The 26,130-nt window shown below is 31.3% G+C and carries 18 protein-coding genes; 9 read left to right on the top strand and 9 right to left on the bottom strand.

Annotated elements, in window-relative coordinates:
* Nucleotides 1–19: 19 nt before the first annotated feature.
* The gene (locus WHD08_RS13490) at nt 20–2,812 is read right to left on the bottom strand and encodes a carboxypeptidase-like regulatory domain-containing protein (protein ID WP_422894391.1); all 2,793 of its coding nucleotides are present in this window, start codon (nt 2,810–2,812) and stop codon (nt 20–22) included.
* 107 nt (nt 2,813–2,919) lie between these two features.
* Between WHD08_RS13490 and WHD08_RS13485 the strand changes: the two genes are divergently transcribed.
* Nucleotides 2,920–3,975 (top strand): endonuclease/exonuclease/phosphatase family protein, encoded by a 1,056-nt coding sequence (locus WHD08_RS13485; RefSeq protein ID WP_208890468.1) that lies wholly within the window; start codon nt 2,920–2,922, stop codon nt 3,973–3,975.
* A 674-nt stretch (nt 3,976–4,649) separates the two neighbouring features.
* Here the strand turns inward: WHD08_RS13485 and WHD08_RS13480 are convergent.
* From WHD08_RS13480 to WHD08_RS13455, 6 genes are all read right to left on the bottom strand, one after another.
* A complete protein-coding gene (locus WHD08_RS13480) occupies nt 4,650–6,173 on the bottom strand; it encodes an Rne/Rng family ribonuclease (protein ID WP_165731767.1) in 1,524 nt (507 codons plus the stop codon).
* A 294-nt stretch (nt 6,174–6,467) separates the two neighbouring features.
* On the bottom strand, nt 6,468–6,758 hold the full coding sequence (locus WHD08_RS13475; RefSeq protein ID WP_036824254.1) for an HU family DNA-binding protein: 291 nt from the start codon (nt 6,756–6,758) through the stop codon (nt 6,468–6,470).
* A gap of 189 nt (nt 6,759–6,947) precedes the next feature.
* Nucleotides 6,948–8,174, bottom strand: coding sequence for a DUF4302 domain-containing protein (locus WHD08_RS13470; RefSeq protein WP_208890469.1), 1,227 nt, complete (start codon nt 8,172–8,174; stop codon nt 6,948–6,950).
* 8 nt (nt 8,175–8,182) lie between these two features.
* Nucleotides 8,183–9,058, bottom strand: a complete 876-nt coding sequence (locus WHD08_RS13465) for a zinc-binding metallopeptidase (protein WP_208890470.1) — start codon at nt 9,056–9,058, stop codon at nt 8,183–8,185.
* Between the two features lie 27 nt (nt 9,059–9,085).
* A complete protein-coding gene (locus WHD08_RS13460) occupies nt 9,086–10,642 on the bottom strand; it encodes a RagB/SusD family nutrient uptake outer membrane protein (RefSeq protein WP_208890471.1) in 1,557 nt (518 codons plus the stop codon).
* Between the two features lie 19 nt (nt 10,643–10,661).
* On the bottom strand, nt 10,662–13,982 hold the full coding sequence (locus WHD08_RS13455) for a SusC/RagA family TonB-linked outer membrane protein (protein ID WP_208890472.1): 3,321 nt from the start codon (nt 13,980–13,982) through the stop codon (nt 10,662–10,664).
* A 164-nt stretch (nt 13,983–14,146) separates the two neighbouring features.
* Here WHD08_RS13455 and mutY point away from each other — a divergent pair, with 164 nt between their 5' ends.
* The 7 genes from mutY to WHD08_RS13420 all read left to right on the top strand — a co-directional run bounded on the left by mutY (nt 14,147) and on the right by WHD08_RS13420 (nt 22,685).
* Nucleotides 14,147–15,190 carry an A/G-specific adenine glycosylase gene (mutY, locus tag WHD08_RS13450; RefSeq protein WP_208890473.1) on the top strand — a complete coding sequence of 348 codons (1,044 nt, stop codon included), beginning with the start codon at nt 14,147–14,149 and terminating at the stop codon, nt 15,188–15,190.
* 176 nt (nt 15,191–15,366) lie between these two features.
* Nucleotides 15,367–15,810 (top strand): single-stranded DNA-binding protein, encoded by a 444-nt coding sequence (locus WHD08_RS13445; protein WP_208890474.1) that lies wholly within the window; start codon nt 15,367–15,369, stop codon nt 15,808–15,810.
* 19 nt (nt 15,811–15,829) lie between these two features.
* Nucleotides 15,830–17,158, top strand: a complete 1,329-nt coding sequence (locus WHD08_RS13440) for a gliding motility-associated protein GldE (RefSeq protein WP_165731764.1) — start codon at nt 15,830–15,832, stop codon at nt 17,156–17,158.
* Nucleotides 17,151–17,702, top strand: coding sequence for a gliding motility lipoprotein GldD (gldD, locus tag WHD08_RS13435; protein WP_208890475.1), 552 nt, complete (start codon nt 17,151–17,153; stop codon nt 17,700–17,702). The genes WHD08_RS13440 and gldD overlap by 8 nt, the downstream gene beginning before the upstream one ends.
* A gap of 40 nt (nt 17,703–17,742) precedes the next feature.
* Nucleotides 17,743–18,600 carry a DMT family transporter gene (locus WHD08_RS13430; RefSeq protein WP_208890476.1) on the top strand — a complete coding sequence of 286 codons (858 nt, stop codon included), beginning with the start codon at nt 17,743–17,745 and terminating at the stop codon, nt 18,598–18,600.
* 297 nt (nt 18,601–18,897) lie between these two features.
* Nucleotides 18,898–21,315 (top strand): TonB-dependent receptor, encoded by a 2,418-nt coding sequence (locus WHD08_RS13425; protein ID WP_208890477.1) that lies wholly within the window; start codon nt 18,898–18,900, stop codon nt 21,313–21,315.
* Between the two features lie 11 nt (nt 21,316–21,326).
* Complete coding sequence (locus WHD08_RS13420; protein ID WP_208890478.1) at nt 21,327–22,685, top strand: hypothetical protein; 1,359 nt, start codon at nt 21,327–21,329, stop codon at nt 22,683–22,685.
* A 232-nt stretch (nt 22,686–22,917) separates the two neighbouring features.
* Here the strand turns inward: WHD08_RS13420 and WHD08_RS13415 are convergent, their stop codons facing one another.
* On the bottom strand, nt 22,918–23,985 hold the full coding sequence (locus WHD08_RS13415) for a hypothetical protein (protein ID WP_165731759.1): 1,068 nt from the start codon (nt 23,983–23,985) through the stop codon (nt 22,918–22,920).
* A gap of 20 nt (nt 23,986–24,005) precedes the next feature.
* Nucleotides 24,006–25,106, bottom strand: a complete 1,101-nt coding sequence (dprA, locus tag WHD08_RS13410) for a DNA-processing protein DprA (RefSeq protein ID WP_208891182.1) — start codon at nt 25,104–25,106, stop codon at nt 24,006–24,008.
* A 96-nt stretch (nt 25,107–25,202) separates the two neighbouring features.
* On the opposite strand from dprA, the gene WHD08_RS13405 reads away from it, so the two are divergent.
* A complete protein-coding gene (locus tag WHD08_RS13405) occupies nt 25,203–26,117 on the top strand; it encodes an SPOR domain-containing protein (RefSeq protein WP_208890479.1) in 915 nt (304 codons plus the stop codon).
* Nucleotides 26,118–26,130: the final 13 nt, after the last annotated feature.

Genomic DNA, 26,130 nt, shown 5'->3' with positions numbered 1-26,130 from the left:
CTTTCTATTTTTCTTTTTGTTAAAATGACACACTTACATTCATAAAATAAGTTGCACCTCTACCATACCAGTATTTATTTCCAAAAACAGGTTTGTCTAGAGATTTATCTTCTAATAATTGTCTGTAATTTGCATTTCTTCCTTGTTCAAAACCGCCAGATTTATAAGTTTTATTCAATAAATTATTTACCGTTGCAAAAAAACTAATGTAATAACCATTAATAAGAAAAGATTTCCCTCCCACTAAGTTTACGACAGAATAACTATCGAATTTCTCTTGCTTTAAAAGTCCTTGAGCTATTTCAGTATCATATTCTAAAAAGGGCAATCCGTCATCATCTAAATAAAAATTTTGAGACCTATTTAAAGGCGAAATATCTATAAAGGTGTTGCTAAAAAAGTTAAGTGTTGCTCCGCCCCACCAGTACGAAGGATCTCGGTATTCAAAACCCACGGAATATGCATTTTGAGGTCCGGCAGCTAATTTGTAATTCTTAAGATTTGTGGTTCCAAAATCTTTAAATCCGTTTACAAAACCAGCGACTAAAGATTCATTATCTGCTTCAGTTGTTAAATATAAATTAGGGTTGTTACCATACGTAAACTGACCAATAGCAGCGGCTCCTTTTAAATTTAAGCTAGCTGTAACTTGAGCTTCCAAACCCAATTCTAACCCCATATGTTTTTTACTAATTCCGCTTAAAATTTCTTGTACAAAAGCCGTATTATCTCCTCCAACACCATCTGCAAAATAAAAAGAAATCTCTGTTGCATCTTTTACAGATGTATAGTAAGCCGTAACTTTAGAGGTAATAATCGGACTTCTATATACATAACTAACATCTGTAGAAAGCGTTTTTTCACTTTGTAAATCTAAAACCACATTATTATTTTCTCTAGAGTTAGAAAACGTATTTCTAGTGGTAGGCGCAGTGGTTATATATGCTGCATTTATATCGACTAAATGCCGACCTGTAATTTTATATGTTACTCCTGTTTTAAAACCATAATTCATGAATTTTTGTGCTTCAGACATTCCTAAAGAATTCTCAGAAAAACTACCATTTTTATACAAACCCTCTCGCTGATGTGCTGTGTTAGAAACTTTGATAGCAGCATAAAAGTCTAATTTATTGTATCTAAATTGAGCTTGTGTAAAAGCAGAAATAATAGTAGAATTTAAATTGAAGTTATACTTAAATTCATCTCCTTCCCCTACTATTCTATTCGGATTTAAAAGGTCGTTTTGTTTCTCTTCTTCAGTGGAGCCAAAAGGATCGATATCCAAATATGTATCACCGCCTAATAAATCGATAACGCTTGCAAAATTATGAGAATGTAATTTTTTGTACTCAACTTTTCCGTTGATAGAAATATGATCATTTACCTCTGTATTTAAAATGGTATTTATAGTAAATTGTTTGTCGTCATTTCTATCTTCATACAAAACATAGGCATTTTGTAATCCCACATTATTGTTCGTTCTATTTGCGTCAAAAACCCGATTCCAATTTATCTGTCCGTCATTTACAAAATTATTTTCTGCATCATAGGCTCCTTCAAAATCATCATATCTTAAAAAATAACTAGGTAAATTTTGATAATAAGCAGCACTCGGATTAGCACCTCCATTGTAATCAATTCTACTATTACCAATCTTCCCAAACTGATACGACACATTAGTATTTATGGCCGTCTTTTCAGAAATATTCCAATAATGGTTTAGCATTAAAATAGGCTCGCTAACTTCTTTAATTCTAGAATTTACCTTCTTTCCATTTAAAAAACCCCAATAATCATTGTATTTTATTCCTTTTAAATCGAATACTTCTTGTGTGTTTGGTGATGATTTCCCTCTTTTATTTGGTGTAAAAATCCCTGTAAAATTAATACTACTTTTATCATTTAGCTTTTTTTCGATGGATGTAAAAAAAGCATATGCATTGTAAGAAGTAGCGTCATTAAAACCTTCAGTTCCCGTCCTTCTACTTCCAGAAAATGTAAAAGCCCAATTATTTTTTAACATTCCGGTAGAATACGTCGCCATCATTCTATGCTGATAACTTCTGTTGGAAGAAGAATACGAAATTCGTATTCCAGGTCTTTGTTCTGATGCTCTCGTATTCATATTTGTAGCACCTAAAAGACCTCCAAAAGTAACATCTGAAGGAGTTAAACCGTTTCTAAACTCCTGATTTCTTAACACATCATTCAATCCGCCCCAATTTCCCCATTGTGCTCTACCATCATAGATTTTATTCATTTCTATGCCGTTAATAAGCACTTTACCATTTCCTGAATCCAATCCCTTTATCTTAAAAAAGGAAGAACTAAATTCATAAGCAGCAGTTCTAAGAAAGATATCTTTTGATGCTTGTAGTAATCCAGAAATATTATCTGCAGAGCTAGCATCATCATTTAACTCATCATCTGTTAGTGTAATCAAACTTAAATCTTGATTTTCTATAACTGTTTTAAATAAAAAGATACTTCCTAAATCTAAAGTTTTTCCCGAGAGTTCTATGGGAATATTTTGAGTTTCATACCCAACCAATGTTAATTCTAAAATAGCTTTTCCGTTTTGGAAATTTTTAAATATAAAATTACCATTTAGGTCCGTAGTTTGGTTTTGAGACGTGTTTCTAATTTTAACTAAAACACCTTTAAGCGGTTTCTTAGAATTGTTCCCTAAAATAATTCCCTTCATAACACTCTGTCCATTAACCTCTAAAAATGAAACTAACAGCAAGCATATTACCATAACATTTTTTTTCATAAACCATAAATTGAACTCTAAATTTTCTTTTTCCATTGCACTTAAAGTTAGCGAAAAAATAATAAAGCATTGAATTTCAATCTATCTTAACTAATAAAATAACTTTAGTTTCTTACTTTTACTACTTTATAAAAACACTAAAAATGAATAAGAAAATATTTTTTATTTTTATTTTTTCGCTAACAATTACGGTCTGTAATTCTCAGAAAAACGAAAAAAAACACAACATTAGAACCATTGCTTTTTACAATCTAGAAAACTTATTTGACACAATTAACGACGTAAATAAGAATGACGAAGCAAGCCCAATTATGGAGTTAAAATCGAATAAATCTAAGGTTTATTGGGATAAAATTGAAAAACTAAGCAGTACAATTGCTCAAATTGGAGAAGATAAAACAAAAACAAGTCCGGCTATTATTGGTGTTTCTGAAGTCGAGAATTTAAATGTACTAGAAGATTTAATACACTCTAAACATTTAGTGCAAAATGATTACGGGATTATACATTACGATTCTCCTGACAAAAGAGGAATAGACGTTGCCTTATTGTATCAGAAAAAATACTTTAACCCTATTCATCATGAAGTGTTTAACCCTAAAATATTTAAAGATAATTACCCTATTTATACTAGAGACCAATTATTAGTTTCTGGGTATTTAGATGATGAATTGATACATATTATTGTAAACCATTGGCCATCTAGAAGAGGTGGCGAAGCTGCAAGTAGGCCCAATAGAGAAAAAGCTGCCTACCAAAATACTAAGATTATAGAACAAGTTAGAAAACAAGACGCCAATGCTAAAATATTAATTATGGGAGATTTTAATGATGATCCTAATAATTCTAGCTTTAAAAATGTGCTAAAGACTAAAAGTAGAAAGAAAGAAGTGGCAGAAGGTGATTTATATAACCCTTATGAAGACATGTTTCGCAGAGGGTTTAACACATTAAAATATAGAGATAAAATAAATTTATTTGATATGATTTTCTTTACGTCTCCTCTATTAGATAAAGGTGAAAAAGATTTTTCTTCTTACAAAATGTACAAAGCAATGATTTTTAACAAGCGCTTTTTAACCACTAAAAAAGGAAAATATAAAGGATATCCTTTTAGAAGTTTTTCTAGCGGAAACTATACCGGTGGTTATTCTGATCATTACCCAGTCTATTTGTATTTGATTAAAGAGGCTGAATAGTTTTAAGAATAAAAACATTTTTCTTAATACTATTTATATAATAGCCCCTTCTGGTTTTTTAAACCAGAAGGGGCTACGTTATTTTTCAGTTTGTCATTTTGGATCTTTTTGCGGAGAAACCTCATAAATTTTGGTAATTGTTGTGCTATCACAGTTATAGGATTTCTCAATACTTCGAAATGACAAATTGCAGGGGTTTCTTTTGCATTCTGTATTAACATGCTGTGTGTCATTTCGAAATGAGCTTTTTTAAGCGATTGAGAAATCTCATAAAATTACTCAGTTTTGGGTTGGATTATTTATACGATTTCTCCTAGCGTCGAAAGGACTAACTGAGTATTTAACATTAAATACCTCAAAGGTTTTAAAAACCTTTGAGATCTGTGTTACTCTAAAATAACTTACTTTTCTAGTATTCTATACGCGTTAAGGATAGAGCCTTTCGACTACGCTCAGGACAGGCTCAATTTTTGAGCTCTTTTTTATTCTTTTTCTGAATAAAAAAAGCGAGTGCGAAAGCCTGACCCTTGTGGTAACCTGCCTACCGGCAGGCAGGCGCCCAAAAAGAATCTTTAAAATAATTACCAAAACCTTATAAAAACACAAAACCCCGAAACATAGACGTTTCGAGGTTTTTTGATAAAAAATTATTGCCTTTATTTTATAAATTAAATCTATTTAGATTTAAATTTATAATTTAAGTATGTGTAAGCGTCACGAGGTATAATTGTAATCCACTTTTTATGTTTTAAATACCATTTAAAACGTATAGAATTCACTCCTTTTGTTAGATAAGATGCAATAAAAGGGTGTACATTTAACTGTACTTTTCCTGCTTTAGAGGTTGACATAAATTTCTCTAAATCTGCTTCTATTTTGTCTAACAAAACAATAGGTGCTTCTACTTCTCCATTTATATTTGGGTTGGCTTCGGTAGTTTTTATACTTAACTCTGGTCTTACCCTTTGTCTTGTAATTTGTACCAATCCAAACTTACTTGGAGGTAATATTTTGTGCTTTGTTCTATCTAAAGCCATTTGATCTTTCAAGTGCTGAAACAGTTTATTTCTGTTTTCTGCTTTGTGCATATCAATAAAATCTACAACAATAATACCTCCCATATCACGCAGTTGTAACTGTCGTGCTATTTCGGTAGCTGAAATTAGATTTACTTCTAATGCAGTATCTTCTTGAGAGCCAGCTTTATTAGAACGGTTTCCGCTATTTACATCAATAACGTGTAATGCTTCTGTGTGCTCTATAACTAAATAGGCACCTTTACTCATAGAAACTGTTTTTCCAAATGATGTTTTAATTTGTCTTTCTATTCCGTATTTTTCAAAAATAGGAGTTTCAGATCTGTGTAATTTTACAATTTTCTCCTTTTCGGGATAAATTTCATGTAAATACTCTTTTATTTCTTCTTTCAAAGTTTCATCATTTGTTACAATACTAGTAAAAGAATCATTCATAACATCTCTTAAAATAGACGATGCTCTGTTTAACTCGCTTAAGATTTTTGTTGGCGTGTTTGTATTTGGTATACTTTTACACATTTTTACCCAACGTTCTAATGAGTTTTGCAAATCTTTGTCTAGTTCTGCAACTTTTTTGCCCTCGGCAACAGTTCTTAAAATAACACCAAACCCTTTAGGTTTAATGCTTTTTGCTAATCTTTTTAAACGTTCTTTTTCTTTTGGGTCTGCTATTTTTTGAGAAACAGAAACTCGGTTAGAAAAAGGAACTAAAACCAAATATCTACCTGCTATAGACAACTCTGAACTTAATCTTGGTCCTTTTGTAGAAATTGGTTCTTTTACTATTTGTACTAATAGGTTTTGCCCTGTTTTTAGTACTTGGTTAATACTACCGTCTTTGTTAATGTCTTCCTCTTTTTGGAAGTTCTTTAAAGTGAATTCTTTATACTTACCTGTGCTTACTTTCTTAATGAACGAATTTAATGAGTTTACTTGCGCACCTAAATCATGATAATGTAAAAACCCATCTTTTGGGTACCCTACATTTACAAAGGCTGCATTTAAACCAGTTAAAACTTTTCCTATTTTAGCTAAAAATATATCGCCAACCGAGAATTTGTTATCACTAGTTTCATTATTTAATTCAATAAGTTTTCCATCTCTTAATAAGGCAAAATCAATATCAGATGAATTTGAACGAATTATTAATTCTGTTTTCATGCTGAAATGGTTTTAACTCTACACATAATTGTGCAGATGGGATTAATATTGTCAGGTATTTTGTAATACCGTGTGAGATTGTATAATCTCTTATGTCAATGAACTTTTTTGTTTTTTCGCTTACAATAAACGAAAAAGTAAGCGGATGCTTACTTTTTCTTCTTGTGTCTATTTGCTCTTGCTCTTTTCTTTCTCTTGTGTGTAGAGATCTTAGCTCTTTTTCTTTTTTTACCGCTTGGCATAATGTTTAGAATTTTTAAATCCGTTAAGATTTAGATTAATATTGTGTGTTTGTTACTTAACTACTACTTTACTTTTCACTCCTTCTGTAAAAGTTTTTGCCGGTTTAAAGGCAGGAATATTGTGTGCTGGAATCTTAATTGTAGTATTCTTAGAAATATTTCTACCTGTCTTTTCTGCTCTTGTTTTGATAATAAAACTACCAAAACCTCTCAAATAAACGTTGTCGCCATTTTCTAATGCATCTTTCACTTCAGTCATGAATGCCTCTACAGTTGCTAATACATCTGTTTTTTCGATTCCTGATTTATCTGAAATTTTTGATACTATATCTGCTTTCGTCATGTCTCTATATTTACTATATTTTTATTAATTTACTTTCAAAAATGCGGATGCAAATATATGATAATTAATCAATTCGAAGAAAAAAAAGAATATTAAAGTAAAAATTAAATTATTCAAATAAAAAAGTCCTAGATTTTCTACAAAACCTAAGACTTTCTTATAGTGTTTTTCTTTATGCTAAAGATACGTTTATAATTTGATTACAAACCAAGCATTAGCATCAACTGTACTAGTTAATTTAACTTCTGTTGGATTTGTTGGTGTAGCTAACTCTGCAGTGTATGGAGCATTATCTACAATATAATCTACTAAAGGATTTAAATGAGTGTAATAAGACCAATTTAAACCCTCACCAGCTTTAGCAATTGCTATTTGATCTGAATTACCTAATACAGCTGAAAATGCTAAATTATACTCAGAAGTCCAGAAAGTAGATGGTCCTTCTAATGACTGAAATTGAATTCCACTTCCGTTTACAGTATTACCAAATGAAATAGATCTTTGTAAAGTTTCTCCATAAAGAGCACCATTAGCATCATATATCTCTATATATTTACTAAAAAAGTTTGCTGAAATATCGGGTAAAAATGTACTAATAGTCCAATCTTGATTTATATCAAAAGGAGCAATAATTAAATCTATAATCAGAGAACCATCAATAGATATCAATTGGTTTTTAGCCTTATCTAAAGTAAATTCTAATATTTCATTACCGTCAATAGTAATTGGTTCATATAATTTAATACCTGTAGTAGTAAAAATATATGCCACATCAACAGCTTCTTCTCCTGCGATTGAAAAAGCCAAATGACGGCCACCTAAAGCAACATTATTATCTTCTCCATTAACAGCAACACCAGATGCTAATGACAATACATAACTAATACCGTTTACGTCAGTTAAAAAGTCATCCGCAACTCCAGAAAACTTAACCATCCTCATAATATTACCAAATTTCTTGCCTTTCATAGTAATAACATCGTCAGTCATAGACAATAAGAAGAATTCGTAATCTCCTTCAAACCCATCAGCATTAGTTGGACTTGGAGTAGCAAAGAAGTGCGTAAGCCAATTATATGTATTAAAAGTTAAAACAGGTCCTCCTGAAGCAATAACATCATACATATTAGATTGAGAATCATCAAAAGCTAATTCCATTAACACATTTGATGTTAAATCTTCATTAAATTTCATAACAAAATTAAAACCTCCGTTAGATTGATCTATTCCTGCATAGTACTCAACAACCCAACCATTTTCTGATGAAGTTAACAGATCTTTGTACTCACTAATTGCGTTTTGAATTCTGTCTGAACTAGACTCTTCAAATACCATTTCTTCCGTATTATCAATACAAGAAGTTGCCATTACAATTAACAGCAAAAAAGCTAATGATTTTTTTATATATTTTTTCATGTGTCTTTTTAGTTTATATTATCTAAATCTTGCGAAGATAAATTAGCATACCTGTTTTGTATTTCAGCTCTCAACTCATCCATATCAATACTCCAGCTACTTGTTAAATAAGCTTTAATTATTGCTATTTTTTGATTAATTAACGGTCCACCTACATCACCTGCCTCTTCAATTGTAGTTGCCCAATCAGACTCTGTAGATAATATATAATGAGATATTAACTCTACAAAATCATCACTAACCTGATTACTAGAGTAATCACTAATAAAACCTGCCTGTAAAGACTCTCCTGCTCCCCATGCAGTACTCCATTCATCTCCAATATAACCCGCACCTACTATCTGAGTAAAATCTGTAGAGAAAGGAATGTTTTGATGTAACACATGTCCAAACTCATGATGTATAGTATTAAAGTAATAATTATTTAATTGCTCTGGGCTTGTTTCATCTAAATCGTTAACCCCATATAAAGAAACCTTTAAACCACCTTCGGCAGTTCCTAAAAGAATTGTTCCATTAGAATTATATCCAAAAGAACCCACAAATACTAACATCTTAGGAAATGTTTTCTCTAAAAAACCTGCTGGAGCAACAGCACTATAAGCATCTAAACATAAATATTTAATTAAGTTAGCTAACTTAATAGATTTCTCATATTCCGCTGGTACTAGCGTATAATTATAATTAGATTCTATATCTGGCAATTTATATAAAACCTCAATATTATACGGTTCTACAAATTCTCTCGCCAAAAACTTATCAAATTGGTTTTGGTATCCAAAATCTGTGCTAATAGCACTCTCGTCTGGGTTTGGTACATCATTCTCTTCACAACTACTAAACGTAATTACTAAAATGAATAATAAATATTTTATTTTTTTCATGATTATCATAATTATATAATTAATATTTTATCTAGGGTTTGGCGTTAAACCCGCTGAAATAACATCTAGAGGCAATTGAATTGCTTTTCTAGGATCATCTGCCGTAAGCACATCTACAACAATTGGTTCAGAATCTGTATACTGATATCTCGGTACAACCATACCATATCTTTTGTTATCAAACCATCTTAAACCATCATGCATCGTTAATATTCTTCTTAATTGAAGTGTATAATGCAACATATTTTCTTGTGTACCTGCTTCTACAGTAAACTTAGGACTTAACACCTTTTTTTGTGTTGCATCATCTTCAGTAGAATAAGCTACACCAGTATAAAAAGTATTAATTTGATCGATAGTTGTAATACCACCACCGTAATTATAGTAATTACCACCAAAAGTATTTAAATCTTCTAAAGCAGCATTATAATCCTTTAACATTACATTTGCCTCTGCTCTAACCATTAAAGTTTCATCATAAGTAAAAGGGCTTTTAATTGTTTTACTAAAACCGATACCTGCAACAGCATCTGTATACTCAAACAAATAAGGCATTTTCATAAATAATGTTTTATTTAAGTTAGCTGCATTATATACAAATGCTCTGTAATAAGGATATAAACCAGCATTACTTGCCCATGGCAAAGCAACACCAAGAGACTCTCTATCAGAAAGTTGACTTGTATGATTAAAACGAGAACCCGTATAATAAGCCCCAAAATGCACTCCTGAAGCAGAAGAGTAAGCTTGTGTTAGTAAGTTACTAGTATCTTCATAAAATGCAGTTGACGCAGGTAATTGACTTCTTACAACTAAACTTTGCGCTTCCCAATCTCTTAATAAACTAGAAGGGTTTGCTGTTAAAACTTTAGTTGCATACTCCTTTGCTTTTTCCCAATTTTCATAATATAAATTAAACCTTGCTGCAAATGCGTATGCTGCTTTTACATTAAAGTGATACTTAGGCACATCGTAAATATCATCTCTAATAAGCGGTAAAGCTGTTTCAATATCTTTATTTATCTTTTCATATACCTCAGAAACAGAACCTCTATCGTACTGAGGGTTAAGTGTTGTTTCTGCAGTCTCTAAATAAGGAACCCCTAAATCTGTATTACTACTTTGTGTATTATAATGTTTACTAAACATATTTACCAAAACAAAATGCGCATAAGCTCTTGCTATTAAAGCTTCTCCTTTTTCTGCTGATAAAGAATCATCATTAAGAGCCTCAATACCTTCTAATGCTTGATTTGCATTCGCAATTGCACTATAACATCCTTCCCAAACATACGTAGGACTATCGTTATCTGTTTCTGTAACATCCTCCCAGAACACAACTTGCTCTGTAAACCTATCCGAATAAGGGTTATCTGCTCCTATATCGTCTACATTATCAGAAGACAACTCTGCAACCATTCCGTATGTTGTTGAAGGATAGGCTGACACTAATATTTTTCTAACCTTCTCTGCTGTATCTACTTCTGTTCTGTTATCTGGGGTTTCATCTAAAAAATCTTCACAAGACACCACAAAAAGAGAAAAAAGAAATATTACAAATAATATTTTTTTATTATTTTTCATTTTTTATATATTTTATATTTTATAAACCTAATTTTAATGTAAATGTAAATTGCTTAGCTAAAGGACTTGCAACACCACCTGAGTTAAAAAATTCTGGATCTTGTCCATTTAATTTATCATCTGAATATAATAAAAGTAAATTAGTAGCTTGTAATTTTACAGAAAGGCTATTAAAATTTAATTTTTCTACAAGTTCTTTAGGAAATTGATATGCTAAAGACACTTGTTTAAGTCTAATAAAATCTCCTTTTGCAATTCTTTCGGTAGAATAATTATAAGCATTATAAGCAGTTCTTAGATCATATGCTCCATAAGTATCCTGCTGTCTCGTTGTTGCTATTACCGGCACATTTGTTGTATTTTCATCTCCTGGCAACACCCATCTATTTTCAAATTCTCTTGGTAAAGCCGTAAGGTCTGAATAAGAAGAACTAAAAACAGGGTCTAACCTTACTACATTTCCAAATGAAAATGTTGTAAACACATTAAATGTTAAATTTTTATACTTAAAAATATTACCAAAACTACCTACATCTGTAGGGTCTGCAGATCCAGAATACTCTAAAAAGTCTAATTTATCTCTTTCCTGAAAGTAAACATCACTAATAGAAACATTACCGTCTTGATCATAAAAAGTAGGCAACCCTTCTTCATTTAACCCTGCAAAAGGGATTGAAAAAATAGATTTTACTGAATACCCTTCTCTTGCAAAACCATAACCTGTAACTAAATCTATTACTCTTTGCTGAGTATCTAACCTCGTTACCTTGTTACTTGTTTTAGAATATATAAAGTCTGTTTGCCAAGAAAAATCTTCTGTTTTTATTGGGGTAGCAGAGATAGATAATTCTAATCCATCAGATTCCATTTCAGCAACGTTACCATATTTTGTAACTTCTCCACCAATACCTTGCGTATTAATTCTACCAATTAAATCAAAATTATTTCTAGTATACCAGTCTACACCTACATTAATACGGTTTTTAAGAAAACCAGCATCAACACCAATATTTAATTCGTGTTTTTTCTCATAAGTCAATTCACTATTTTCTAAAGAACTAACGTACAAAGCACTTTCTTTAACACCCGAAGAAGGTCTCCAAGGATTAATACTTCTAATATCTGCTAACGAATTAGACACATAATCTGGACCTCTATCTGCTGTTAAACTATAAGAAGCTCTAAAAGTAAGCCTATCTAAAGCACCTAAATGCTCAAAGAAATCTTCTTCATGCACATTCCACGCACCAGACACATTCCATGTTGGCAACCATCTAGACGCTGTAGATTTCCCTAATTTATTAGAACCTTCATAACGCAATGTACCATTAAGCGTATAACGTCTTTTCCAAGAATACGTTGCATTACCAAAAAAGGCTAAGTTTCTGTATCTAGTGTTACCCAAACCATAGTACAAGCTATTCTCTTCAACTCCTTTTTTAAATAATTCATATCCATAAAAAGGAACCTCTCCTAAAGAATATTGTAATCCCCATCCGGTAAAATTAGATGTATGTCTATCTGCTGAATTAAGCTCTGCTCCTGCATAAAAGTTTACAGTATGATCCTCTTTAATAATGTCTTTATAAGAAAAAGTAGATCTAAAATCATATCCTAACATACTAAAATCTGTACGTCTATAAATACCTCCTTCTGGCAAAACACTAATTGGCACAGCATATTGATCATCTGGATCTGTATATAAAAATGGATTTGCACCTCTAATAATCTCATTATCCATTGCTCTAAAAGCATTGGCTTGATTTGAAAATTCTGTAGAATTATGCTCTAAAGATGTAGATTGATATTTTAAGGCTCCTAAAAAACTAACGTTTGTTTTTTCACTAAGTTTATACTTTAGTTCTGCCTGAAACTTTAAATCCACAACATTAATATCAATATAGTTTTCTTCTAATTCTTCAATGATATTAAAGTCAGTATAATTTCTTGTATAATATTTTGATGGATCTAAAGCTCTAGAAGAATTAAGAGCAAATGAATACGGATTAATATCAAAATCTCTTTTTACAGTTCCAGTTACCACATCTACATCTTGAGACAATGTTCCTGGTGCTTTTTGTTTTCTAAAAGAAGCTGTACTTATAGTATTAAATGATAACCTATCATTAACTTTAAATAAAGACTTATAATTTGCTGTATAACGATTAACATTACTAGATTTAGTCCATCCCGGATCTATTAATGCACTAATAGAACCATAATAAGTTGCTCTATCGGTTCCAGAAGACATATTAACCGAATGACTTTGCATTGCGTTAACATTAAACAACTCGTTAAACCAGTTTGTATTTCTTAACTCTGCTTGTCTTAAAAAACCTGCTTTAGCTTCTGGCGTATTTGCAAGAACAAAATTACCATTACTATCTAACTGATTTAATGATTGATACATCTCTCCATAAACACCACTTTCACTAGCATTTGCAACAGTACTGTAATTTAACCATCCACCAGAACGCATTTCTTCATAAACAGACATTTGTTCTTGAGAATTCATTATATTAAAATCATTATAAGAAGGTCTCATTCTAAACGTAGTTTCAGTAGTATAATTAATACTACTCACACCAGCCTTACCTTTTTTTGTTGTAATTACAATTACACCAGCCATTGCTCTTGCTCCATAAATTGAGGTAGCAGAACCATCTTTTAAAACTTCAAAAGACGCAATGTCATCTGCATTTAATCCAGCAATAGAAGAACTAATTAATGTAGTTGCATCTCCAGACGCTAAATCTCCAGAAGAAATATCAATAGCATCTTCTAAAATAATACCATCTACTACCCATAATGGTTTAGAGTTACCATAAATAGAAGTAGCACCACGAACTCTAATTCTTGGAGCAGCACCAAAAGTACCCGAAACATTTTGCACAGTAACACCAGCAGCCCTACCTTCTAACGCTCTACTTATTTCTGGAACACCATCTAATTTAACATCAGAAGCTTTTAATGAAGTAGAAGCACCCGTAAAAATACGCTTATCAGTCTCTGTAATACCAGTAATAACAATTTCATCTAACACGTTATCATCTTCCTCCATAACAACATTAAGAGTAGTACCAACTCCAATAGTTCTTGATAAAGACCTCATTCCTAAATACCTAAAAACTACAACATCACCAGATTCTGCAAATATGGAATACTCTCCATCAAAATTAGTTTCTGTACCTTTCTTAGTATTCTTCACTACTACCGAAACCCCTGGTAGAACTCCCGTTTTATCGGAGACAGTTCCCGATATTTTTTTACCTTGCGCAAAAGTTACTTGCACCACAAACGCCAAAAACAGCGTTAGAATAAAGTTTGTTTTTAATTTCATTTATATCTTGTTTGAATTAATTCCCGTAAACATCACAATTTATTGTTAATAAAGCAAGGTAAATGTTAATTTTAACTATGATAATACCAATAATTGCCAAATTAGTTAAAACGCCATATGAATTTTAACATAAAACTATATTTTAACATAAAATCTATTAAAAATTGAAATTCCATAAAATACTAATATACTGGTACTTACAAAACAACCGAGATCTACCTTGGCGTAAAACTAAAAACCCATATTTTATTTGGTTGTCAGAAATTATGTTACAGCAAACAAGAGTTGCTCAAGGTTTGTCCTATTATCTAAAATTTACAACAGATTTTCCAACTGTTTTTAACCTCGCTAAAGCGGATGAAAGTACCGTTTTAAAAATGTGGCAAGGTCTAGGATATTATTCTAGAGCAAGGAACCTACATTTTTCTGCAAAACAAATTGCAAACGAACTTAATGGCGAATTTCCTACTACATATAAAGAGATTATAAAACTAAAAGGAATTGGAGATTATACCGCCTCTGCAATTGCCTCTATTTGCTTTAACGAACCAACTGCAGTTGTAGATGGCAACGTTTACAGAGTACTTTCTCGTTATTATGGTATAAATACACCTATTAACTCATCCGCAGGAATTAAAGAGTTTAAAACATTAGCGCAATCATTAATTGACGAAACGCAACCTGGAACATATAACCAAGCCATTATGGATTTTGGTGCATTACACTGCAAGCCTCAAAACCCGCTATGTGAAACCTGCCCTTTTTCTGATAGCTGTGTGGCATTAGAAAAAAAGCTAACCAAAGAACTTCCTGTAAAAGAGAAGAAAATAAAGGTAAGAAAAAGATACTTTAATTTTCTTGTGATAAAAACGGATGACGACACCACTATTTTATCAGAAAGAAAAGGAAAAGGAATCTGGCAAGGTTTATACCAATTTCCATTAATAGAAAGTGATAAAATCATTAATAAAGAAGAATTAGTTTCATCAGAAGAATTTATAAATTTATTTCCTTTAGAAACCACCATTTCACTTTTTAACCCAAAAGAGATTGTACATAAATTATCTCATCAACATTTATATACCCAATTCTGGATTGTAGAAACTGCAAATACTGCCGAAACAACGATAAAATGGAATGAAATTGAAAAATATCCTGTTCCTATTTTAATTGCAAATTTTTTAGAAGCTTTTCAAGCTAAAAAGTAATTGATATTTTTAGTACTTTTGAGGTACAGTTATTAAACAAATTAAGTTTGTCTACTCAAGTAGTACTAAAATTAAAATAATTAAATATTTTAATTGCATTTAGCAACGTAGTTTCTCGAAGGTTTAAAATCGATAGATATAAACTAAACAAGACTTAATACAAAAAAAAGAAAGCGATGGCAGCAGGAACAATAAACAAGGTGATTTTAATTGGTAATTTAGGTGACGATGTTAAAATGCACTATTTTGATGATCAAAATTGTGTAGGTAGATTTCCAATAGCAACCAGTGAAAGCTATACAAATAAACAAAACGGAGAAAAAGTTACTTCTACCGATTGGCACAATCTTGTTGTAAGAAACGGATTGGCAAAAGTGTGTGAAAAATATTTATCTAAAGGAGATAAAGTATATATAGAAGGGAAATTAAGAAACCGCCAATGGGAACAAGACGGAGTAAAACGTTACGCTACAGAAGTTCATATAAATGAAATGACCATGCTTTCTACCAAGAAAAACGCGGATAATTCAACCCCTGCTGCACCACAACAAGAATCTAAACCTTCTGCACCAGCACCAAAAGCTGAAACCCCAGAAGAAGACGATGATTTACCATTTTAATTAATCTAACTTATAACAATTGGACCCAGATCCCGAAATATTACTTTCATTATTTGCCTCAATAGATTTTGTAACTACGTTTAATTCAGTTTTTCTAATTGTTTTACTTGTTAGCTCTGCTTTAGTTTCTGGAGCAGAAGTTGCTTTTTTCTCACTTTCACAAACAGATTTAAACGAACTTTCTAACAACGGTAAAGATCAAAACATAGTCGTTAGTTTATTAGAAAAACCTCGAAAGTTATTAGCCACAATTTTAATAACCAACAATTTTATAAATATCTTAATTGTATTATTGTTTGCTTCATTGGCAGAAACCTTATTTGGTAGTTTCGACTTTAAACTAGAACTATTTTCACTTTTAATTCCTACTCGTTTTTTATTAGAAATTGTTCTTGTAACCTTTCTAATCCTATTATTTGGCGAGGTTTTACCAAAGGTTTACGCTTCTAGAAATGCACTTAGCTTTTCTAAAACAATGTCTAAGTTTATACACACCATAAACATTTTACTAACACCTTTTAGCTTACCTTTAATTACACTAACAAAGTGGATAGAAAAAAAATTAGGTAGTAAAAATTCTAATTTTTCAGTAGAAACGCTATCACAAGCACTAGAGCTAACTTCTGAAGGCGCAACCACAAAAGACGAACAAAAAATTCTTGAAGGAATTGTAAACTTCGGAAATACAGAAACCGTACAAATCATGGTTCCTCGTATAGATATTTTTGCACTTTCTGATACTGAATCCTACGAAGTAGTTTTAGAAAAAATCCTAAAAAACGGCTACTCTAGAAACCCTGTTTACAAAGATAACATAGACAATATTGTTGGGGTTTTATACGCTAAAGACTTATTAGCTCATTTAAATAAAACAACTTTTAAATGGCAAGAATTACTAAGAGAAACTTTTTTTGTACCAGAAAACAAAAAGTTAGATGATTTATTAGCCGATTTTAGAGAAAAGAAAAATCACTTAGCAATTGTTGTTGATGAATATGGAGGAACAAGCGGCTTACTGACTTTAGAAGACGTAATAGAAGAGATTGTTGGCGATATAAATGATGAATTTGATGATGAAGATTTACATTATTCTAAAATAGACGCTAACAATTATATTTTTGAAGGTAAAACAAGTATTAAAGATTTCTGCAAAGTTTTAGATGACGAGGATGAAGAAATATTTGAACAAGAAAAAGGAGAAAGTGAAACCTTAGCCGGCTTTATTTTAGAGATTTCCGGTAAATTCCCTAAGAAAGGAGAGAAAATAAACTTCAAGAACTATACGTTTACCATAGAAGCGTTAGATAAAAAACGCATTAAACAAGTTAAAGCTACACGAAATGCGTAATATTTTTCTATTAATTTTTGTAACCCTATTTCTATCTTGTAAAGAAGATGTTTTGCCCAAACCAAAAGGATATTTAAGTTTAACATACCCTACAAAAGCATATAAAAAATTAGACCTAGAAAGACCTTATACCTTTGATATCTTAGAAAACACAAAAACTTATGACGACCCTAAAAATTGGCTTACCATAAAATACCCTAATTTAAAAGCTTCTATAGACATTACCTACAGACCTGTAGAAAATAACATTAAAGAACTGCTAACAGAAGCAGAAAAATTGGTTTTTAAACACACTATAAAAGCAGAACAAATTATTCCAAAAGATTTTGTAAATCCTAAGAAAAGGGTTTTTGGTAGCATGTATGAAATAACAGGTAATGCAGCCTCTCAAATTCAATTCCACATAACAGATAGTACCAAAAACTTTATAAAAGGATCCTTGTATTTTTACGCAAAACCAAACTACGACTCCATTTTACCTGCAGTAGATTATGTTAAAAAAGACATTTTACGTTTAGTAGAAACACTAGAGTGGAAACAATAAATAAGGCTTAAAACCCCTACCAAATCCCATAGTTTCTTTAATGGAAAATACTCACGTAAAAAATTTATCCCTCTTAATTTTAGCAACATTATTTATAAGCACCTCTGGTGTTTTAGGTAAATATATTGCTTTACCAGCGGAAGTAATTATTTTATGTAGAGCTAGTTTTGCCGCCGTTTTAGTTTATATTTTTTGTAAAGTCCAGAAAATAGATTTAAAAATAAAATTTAAGAAAGATTATTATTCTTTTGCAATTAACGGTTTTTTCTTAGGAGCTCATTGGGTAACCTATTTTTATGCTTTAAAGCTATCTAACGTTGCTTTAGGAATGTTGTCTTTATACACATTCCCAGTAATGGCTGCGCTTTTAGAGCCCTTTTTCTCTAAACAAAAACTAAATAAAATTCATGTTTTATTAGGAATCTTTGTATTAATTGGCGTGTATATTTTAGTACCAGATTTTTCTATAGAAAACAACGAAGCCAAAGGAGTTTTATTAGGTATTTTATCTGCTCTTTGTTATGCTTTAAGAAATTTAACTACCAAAAAGCACGTTACCAACTATAACGGGAGCACAATTATGCTTTACCAATTAATTATTGTGACTCTATTATTAATACCTGTTTTATTCTTCAGTGATATTTCTAACTTTGAAAGTCAATTGCCTTTGTTATTATTAATTGCTTTATTAACAACAGCCATTGGCCACACCATGATGATTCACTCCTTAAAACACTTCACTGTCGCTACAGCAAGCATAATTAGCAGCGTGCAACCTGTTTTTGGTATTATTATCGCTTACATATTTGTAAATGAAATTCCGAGTATGAATACAATTATAGGAGGAAGCTTAATTTTATTTACAGTAATTGTCGAAAGCGTAAGAAGTAAAAAATAAAATTACAAATCACTATTCCCCTCTATCTTATTTAACTACTCACCTGTATTTATTCTTCTCAAAAACTAAAATAAAATCATTTATATAAGATAATAACGCTTATAAAACAGCAAAAAGAAAAACCCACTATATAGAATCATTAAAAATAGTATGTGTTTTTTTAATTATTATCATTATCAATACTTAAAAATTATCACATACCCCTTAAAAACCCCTTTAAAAAAATAATCTATCAAAACTGTTAAGTTTATTTAGACTCGTTATAAATAGTTTTATATTTGTCGAAAAATAAAACGAATGCCATCTTTTTTTAAAACATTTTTACTGTTACTTGTATCATATACCGCTTTTGGTCAAGAAGGAGATTTTTACGGAAAAGTAAAAGTTGACGATAATGAACCAGGTATAGATGTTTTTGTCGTTATAAAAGGAGATCATTTCTACAAAGAAACGGTTACCGACTTTAATGGAGAATTCTATATAAAATCAGTTCCTTACGGAACCCATAAAATTCAATTCCATTCATTAAACTCAAAGTCTAAAACAATTACCACTCAACTCAATTCAAATAAAAAGGAAGTAAATGTTTTATTAGAAAGTATAAAGAATCAGTTAGATGAAGTACGTATAACTACCAAAACAGAAGAAACTAAAAAAGAAACCCAAGGTTTTGCTGTAAATGTTATAAAAACTGAAGAAGCTGGTCTTAGAAACGTTCAAACAAACGATTTATTAAACACTACAGTTGGCGTAAAAATTCGTCAAAATGGTGGTTTAGGATCAGAAGTTAGTTATAGTTTAAATGGATTATCGGGTAATGCTGTACGAATTTTTATTGACGGAATCCCTAGCTCTATGTACGGATCTTCTTACAACCTAAACAGTATTCCGCCTTCCATGATTAAAAATATTGAAGTGTATAAAGGAGTGGTTCCTGGACATTTGACAGATGATGCTTTAGGAGGCGCCATTAACATCGTACTTCGTAATGATACCAAAACAAATTTAAACGCATCTGTTTCATACGGATCATTCAACACCCTGCAAGCTAACGTTAATGGCTTATATCGTTTTGAAGAAACTGGATTTACTGTAAAATCTTCTATATTTCATAATTATTCTGATAATGACTACGAAGTATCCGGAAGAAGTGTTGTAGACACAGGCTTAGGAGGTGTACAAACTCCAATTACTGCAAAAAGATTTAATGATGCCTATAGATCTACAGGCGGAATGTTTCAAGCTGGTTTTACAGATGTAAAATGGGCAGACCAGTTTTTAGTTGGTTTTAACGCTTCTAAAGACTACAAAGAGGTGCAACACGGGGCATTTATGACCATCACGCCTTATAAAGACCGTTTTTTAGAATCGGACGCTTTGTTGGCAAACATAATTTATCAGAAGAAAAATCTTTTCACCAAAGGGCTAGATGTAAAAATAAACGGGTTGTACGGAAAAAGAAACCGTGCTATTAACGATACCGTTGCTTGGGCTTATAGTTGGACTGGAGATAGAGCCATCGATTTTAGAGGTAACGAATACAAATATACTTGGGGATCTCAACAAGAAGGAGGACCAACATTGGCCAAAATTAAAAGAAAAGTAGCTTCTATTAGAACTGGTGTGTCTTATGATTTTAATGATCACCATAAAGTTTTAGTAAACCACGTATACAGCGGAGTTGACAGAGAAGACAGCGATGTTTTAGTTTCGGTATTAGAAAACACCTTTAAAGGCACAAGAAATATTGACAAAAACATCTATTCTTTAACCTATGAATTTAAAGCTTTTGATAATAGATTAAGAACAAGCATATTTGGAAAACATTATCAACAAAAAACAACAAGTATAGATCCTGAAATACAAACAGACACAAACGGAAACAAAAGTATCGTTGATGAAATTATAAGTAGTAATAACAAAAAAGATGGATACGGTTTTGCAGCTTCATATGCTATTTCTCCAAAAGTTACACTGTTAACTTCTGCGGAAAAAGCTGTTCGTTTACCTGATGAAACTGAAGTATTTGGTAATGATGGTGATAATGTAGTAGCAAACCCAACTATTAAACCAGAACAAAGTAACAACTATAACTTAGGTTTTAGATTTGGAACATTTAACATAAAAGACCATGATTTCTCTATCTCTACCAATGTATTTACAAGAAACATTAAAGACAGAATTGGCTTACCTATAGAAACATCTTTTAATGTTGATGACGAATTAATTGTATACGTAAACCAAGGAACCGCAACTTCTAAAGGGATAGACGCACAATTAAATTATACCTATGACAGAAATTTTGGAGTAAATTTTAACGTGTCTCGTTTCGATTTACAAATTATAAATAGCAATGTAGAAATAGATGTACCAAACACACCTTTTTTTACCATGAATGGTAGTTTACGCTACTCTTTTAAAGATTTAATACAGAAAAAATCTAGACTAAACCTATTTTACTCGATGTACTTTACAGATGAGTTTTCATACTTAGTTCCTCAAGGTTCTAATACAGTTGGTAATGATTTTTTTGAAGTACCGAAACAATTTTCTCAAGATTTTGGTCTTAGTTATTCTTTTCCAAACAAAAAACTTGTTGCTAGTTTCGATATTAAAAACATATTTGACAAACCTGTATTCGATAATTTATCTGTACAAAAACCAGGTAGAGCTTTTTACATAAAATTAAATTACACAATCAATAAATTTAACTAAATAAAATAAAAATGAAAAGATTTTTTTTAAACCACAAAGCATTAGCCCTTGTATTATCATTAGGCCTATTTACGGCATGTAGCGAAGATGTTAACGATGATCCAATTGATACCCCAGAACCAGATGCTACTAGATGGATAACAATTGCTGGAGCTAAAATGGGAGACAATCCTGGAGACGGAAATGGTGGAACACTAATTTATAGTGTATCTAGTGAAGACGCAAAAGACCCAACAGTGTCTATAGATCCTTTCGAAAATGGATTTATTGCACCTTCAAACAGAACCGCTAGATTACAAGCTTCGGAAGACGGAGGTACAATTTTTAATATTAGCTACGCAGGAGATACAGGTGGTAACTACACTAAATACACTGTAGAAGGTGGTCAAAATTTTACACCAACAGGTACAGAAGTAAGTATTGCTCCTTATGTAGGAACTGCTCCAAGATGGATAAAATTATTTGACGGTGACAAAACTGGATCTGCAGTATACGTATCTACAGAACACCAAGTGGATGATAACGGAACACCAGATGATGTAACAGACGATGTTTATACAAATACAGAAGCTACTATAGGTGTAGTAACTTTAGATTTAGAAAATTCAACAATAATTGAGTTTAAAGAACACGTTGTTCCTTTAAGTGCTGAAGAAGAAGCTGCTGGTTATTATTTTTCTAGAATTGACATGCCTACTTTAAATGCTGCAGGAAATAAATTATACATCGGTGGTCGTTTAAGCAAAGTAGATCCAAGTACCGTAGAAAGTGATAGCGATTATGAAATTTTAGGTTCTAAAACCATCGTTTTAGATTACCCATCATTAGACAACCCAACAGTAATCACTTCTGCTGTAGGACATGGAAACACAAACGGATACAGAAGTATTAATGCTTTTGAATATAACGGAAGTGTTTACCAAGCTAACCAAAGTGATCCAGAAGGTTCTTATATCTTAAAAATTGGAGCAGATAACCAATATGACAATTCTTACGACTTTAATTTAGACGATGCTTTAGGCGTAACAGGAGCCTATGTTCTTGCTTGGAGACCTGCAGCAAACGGAAAAGCAGTATTAGCGTATCGTCATGAAGGTTCTGCTGATGGTTTAGCAGGAGCTCAAGGATTTTTTGCTTTGGTTGATTTAAATGCTAAAACAGCTGTAAAAATTGAAGATATTCCTTATGATCCAGATTTTTACTTATTCCAATACCAAGGTTTTGCGGTTGATGGAAATGAAATCTATTTAACGCAAGCGCCTGTTGGGCAAAACGGAAACATTTATGTTGTAGATACTGAAAGTGGTGCTGTAACTAAAGGTGCTGAGTTAGTAAACGCAACAGGAAGTCATTTTATTGGGGCTTGGTAATATTAAAATAATGCCAACTAAAAAGGACGTAAATTAATTTTTACGTCCTTTTTTTTATTTTAAGATGATAATTGGACCTCTATTACAAAACGCCAGCAAACAAGTTTAGCCCTGATTGAACGGTTTGCCTGAGCTCTTTTTTATTGTCCTTTCGAGTGAATTTTGAAGAATGAAAAATTTGTATCGAGAAAGAGCAATAAAAAAAGCGAGTAGTGAAAGCAGGAAACAGCTTCTAAAACAAATCTTTATTACTAATATCTAAATAATTACGCTTTACAAAAGATAAAATAGTATCTAAAATTTCGCCCATATTATTACAGTCTTTAAACTTTACATCTCCCACATATTTCATTAATTGCTTCTTTAACAATGCTATGTTTTCCGGATATGAAATGGTATCATTTTTCATACAAGCTATAAGCCTTTCTGTTCTTCTTGGCGCAGTAATCATACGTTTTGCCATAAAGGAGCGTTCTTCTATTTTGTACTGTTCAATAGAGCTATTTTGTAATTTTTTACCCACCATTTCCACCATTTTAAAGTTCTCCTTCATAAATTGTAGGTTGTAAACTTTTAAATTTCCTTCAAACGACTGTTGATCGAAATCGATGGCTCTAATTTTATAAATAATGCTAAAAAAATCGTGCGTAGGTGTAACTACGTAATTGTAAGAACGCATATCTCCCAACAAACGAACTAGACAACGTTCTTTAAACTTTACAAACTCTTTGGCTATTTGAGATTTTTCTAATTCTGTACATTTAGGTAAAAAGTTTTTGATAAAATCATCTCCAGGGATACCAACAATATGCTCTTCTATTAGCGTGTCTTTATATACTAAGAAATTAATGTTATGAGGAGATAATATATGCTCTAATTCTAAACCGTAAACACGAGAAGCATCTGCTTTTTTTACATAAAAATAGGTGGAATTATCATTTAAAATATTTCTAACTTTTATTCTAAATGGTTTCGAATTACCAAACGTACAGTAATCTATTGCATCTACATTTAAAAACGGAATGGTCTCTTCACTTCCATCCGAAAGCAACATGGTGTATATTTTTTTTAAACTATTGTCTATTTCTATCCGATCCCATTCAGAGTAATACGTTCGTATCCATAGCGTATCTTCATCATTATTGTCATACACAGTTACAGAGCCTTGAAAACGCAATAAATCATCATAAAAAATTGGAATTTTCACATTCCTATTATACTTTTTTAAGTAATCGCTCAACATATCATTAATAGGAAATGTTGGTTTCTTTTTAGACATTAACTTTCTTTCTAACTTCATAGTTTCAAAAATAGGAATTATTAAGCAAGTTCAAACATCTTTCCTGGTAAAGGTTTGGTAACACCTTTTAATTCTAACTGCAATAATATAGATGATAATTGATAAATTGGAATATTACATTCTAACGATATAACATCTAATAACTGTTGCCCTTTATCATGCAATAAATCATGAATTTTTTGCTCGTTCTCATTCAATTCTATAAATAGTTGTTTTTGAATTGGTTTGGTTTTTTCTTGAACATCCCAATTCAACATTTTTACAATATCGGAAGCAGAACTCAATAAATGCGCCCTATTGTTTTTAATTAAATTATTACATCCTTTACTATAAATATCTGTGGTTCTTCCGGGAACTGCAAAAACATCTTTGTTATAAGAATTTGCTATATCAGCTGTTACCAAAGAACCTCCTTTTGAGGCAGATTCTATAATAATGGTTGCTTTAGAAATACCAGCAACAATTCTATTTCGTTTTAAAAAATTCTCTCTTAAAGGAGATTCTTCACTCCAAAATTCAGTTAAAAAACCTCCATTTTCATTTACTTGATTGATGTATTTCTTATGTACCTTCGGATAAATTTGCTCGAAACCATGTGCTAAAACCGCAATGGTTTGCAAATTATTTTCTATTGCAGCTTTATGCGCACAAATATCTACACCGTATGCAAAACCACTTACAATAATGGGATTATAAACTGCAATTTCTTTAATTAATTGATTGCAAAAATCGCGTCCGTAAGAACTAATATTTCTGGTACCAACAACAGAAATAATTCTTTGATTCGAAAAATCTAAATTCCCATCTTTAAACAATAATATAGGGCTATCAATACAATGTTGTAGATTTTTAGGATAATCATCTTCTAAGAAATAAGTATAAGAAATATTATTATCTTGAACATATTTTAACTCTTGCTGCGCTAATTCTATGTTTTTTGCATCAAACAAATGTTTTAAAGCATGACCTCCTATTCCGTTAATTTTTGAGAGTATTGCTGTCTTTTCTTTAAAAACCTGCTCTACATCTCCCACATTTACAATGAGTTTCTTGGCCAAAATATCACCAATGGCTTTGCATTTTTGTAATCTTAAGATCGCTAATAATTTTTCTTCTTTCAATTTGGTAACAATTTGAATACCAATATATAAAATATTTGTTGATAAAATTGTTAAGAAATTGTTTTTCAAAACGCCTTAATTTCTATATTTGTTCTAATGAAATTAGCAACTTACATAAACGATTTACTGTACAGATACGATTGCGTAATTGTACCTGACTTTGGAGGATTTGTAACCAATAAAATTGGTGCAAAAGCCAATAATTTTACACATACTTTTACACCACCTACTAAACAGGTTACTTTTAATAGTTTGTTAAAACACAATGATGGTTTATTAGCTAATTATATTGCTTCTGCAGAAAACATTTCTTTCGAAAAAGCTTCTACTGCTATTTCATTATCTGTTATTAAGTGGCAAAATGAATTACAGTCTAACACTGTACAAATTGATAGTTTAGGTGTTTTGTCTTTAAATGAAGAAAAACAAATTATTTTTGAACCTAATGCTGCTGTTAATTACTTAACAGAATCTTTTGGTTTAGATACCGTAACATCTTCTGCTATTTCTAGATTTAAAGAACAAGTAAAGCCTTTGAATCCTCTTCCTTTAAAAGAAGAGCGCAAAAGAGAAATACCTGCACTTATAAAATACGCTGCAACAGCTGCTATTTTACTAACTTTAGGTTATGCTGGCTATAATGGTTATGAAAATAATTTACAAAAAGAAAACTTAGCGAATCAAGAAAAAGCTATTCAGAAAAAGATACAAGCGGCTACTTTTGTTATTTCTAATCCTTTACCAACTATTAACTTAAATGTTGTTAAAGAAGTAGCAAAACCTTTTCATATTGTTGCTGGAGCTTTTCAATTTGCAGAAAATGCAGAAAAAAGAGTAGAAGAATTAAAAGCAAAAGGATTTGATGCTAAGATAATTGGCGTTAACAAATGGGGACTTACTCAAGTTACTTTTAACAGTTACGCTAGCCGAAATGAAGCTACTAACAACCTTTATAGAATTCAGAAAACAGTATCTAAAGATGCTTGGTTACTTGTTGAAAAGTTAGATTAATTCTACTTTTCTT

The sequence above is a fragment of the Polaribacter sejongensis genome (assembly GCF_038024065.1).
Lineage (GTDB): Bacteria > Bacteroidota > Bacteroidia > Flavobacteriales > Flavobacteriaceae > Polaribacter > Polaribacter sejongensis.
Note: the sequence above shows the minus strand (reverse complement) of the source record. Positions and strands in the feature narration are given on the sequence as shown.

Coding starts and splice junctions, on each gene's coding strand:
- WHD08_RS13485 (WP_208890468.1), top strand. CDS start 2,920: ATGAATAAGAAAATATTTTTTATTTTTATTTTTTCGCTAACAATTACG.
- WHD08_RS13460 (WP_208890471.1), bottom strand. CDS start 10,642: ATGAAAAATAATAAAAAAATATTATTTGTAATATTTCTTTTTTCTCTT.
- WHD08_RS13430 (WP_208890476.1), top strand. CDS start 17,743: ATGGAAAATACTCACGTAAAAAATTTATCCCTCTTAATTTTAGCAACA.
- WHD08_RS13415 (WP_165731759.1), bottom strand. CDS start 23,985: ATGAAGTTAGAAAGAAAGTTAATGTCTAAAAAGAAACCAACATTTCCT.
- WHD08_RS13420 (WP_208890478.1), top strand. CDS start 21,327: ATGAAAAGATTTTTTTTAAACCACAAAGCATTAGCCCTTGTATTATCA.
- WHD08_RS13475 (WP_036824254.1), bottom strand. CDS start 6,758: ATGACGAAAGCAGATATAGTATCAAAAATTTCAGATAAATCAGGAATC.
- WHD08_RS13445 (WP_208890474.1), top strand. CDS start 15,367: ATGGCAGCAGGAACAATAAACAAGGTGATTTTAATTGGTAATTTAGGT.
- WHD08_RS13425 (WP_208890477.1), top strand. CDS start 18,898: ATGCCATCTTTTTTTAAAACATTTTTACTGTTACTTGTATCATATACC.
- WHD08_RS13455 (WP_208890472.1), bottom strand. CDS start 13,982: ATGAAATTAAAAACAAACTTTATTCTAACGCTGTTTTTGGCGTTTGTG.
- WHD08_RS13490 (WP_422894391.1), bottom strand. CDS start 2,812: ATGGAAAAAGAAAATTTAGAGTTCAATTTATGGTTTATGAAAAAAAAT.
- gldD (WP_208890475.1), top strand. CDS start 17,151: ATGCGTAATATTTTTCTATTAATTTTTGTAACCCTATTTCTATCTTGT.
- WHD08_RS13470 (WP_208890469.1), bottom strand. CDS start 8,174: ATGAAAAAATATATAAAAAAATCATTAGCTTTTTTGCTGTTAATTGTA.
- WHD08_RS13405 (WP_208890479.1), top strand. CDS start 25,203: ATGAAATTAGCAACTTACATAAACGATTTACTGTACAGATACGATTGC.
- WHD08_RS13465 (WP_208890470.1), bottom strand. CDS start 9,058: ATGAAAAAAATAAAATATTTATTATTCATTTTAGTAATTACGTTTAGT.
- WHD08_RS13480 (WP_165731767.1), bottom strand. CDS start 6,173: ATGAAAACAGAATTAATAATTCGTTCAAATTCATCTGATATTGATTTT.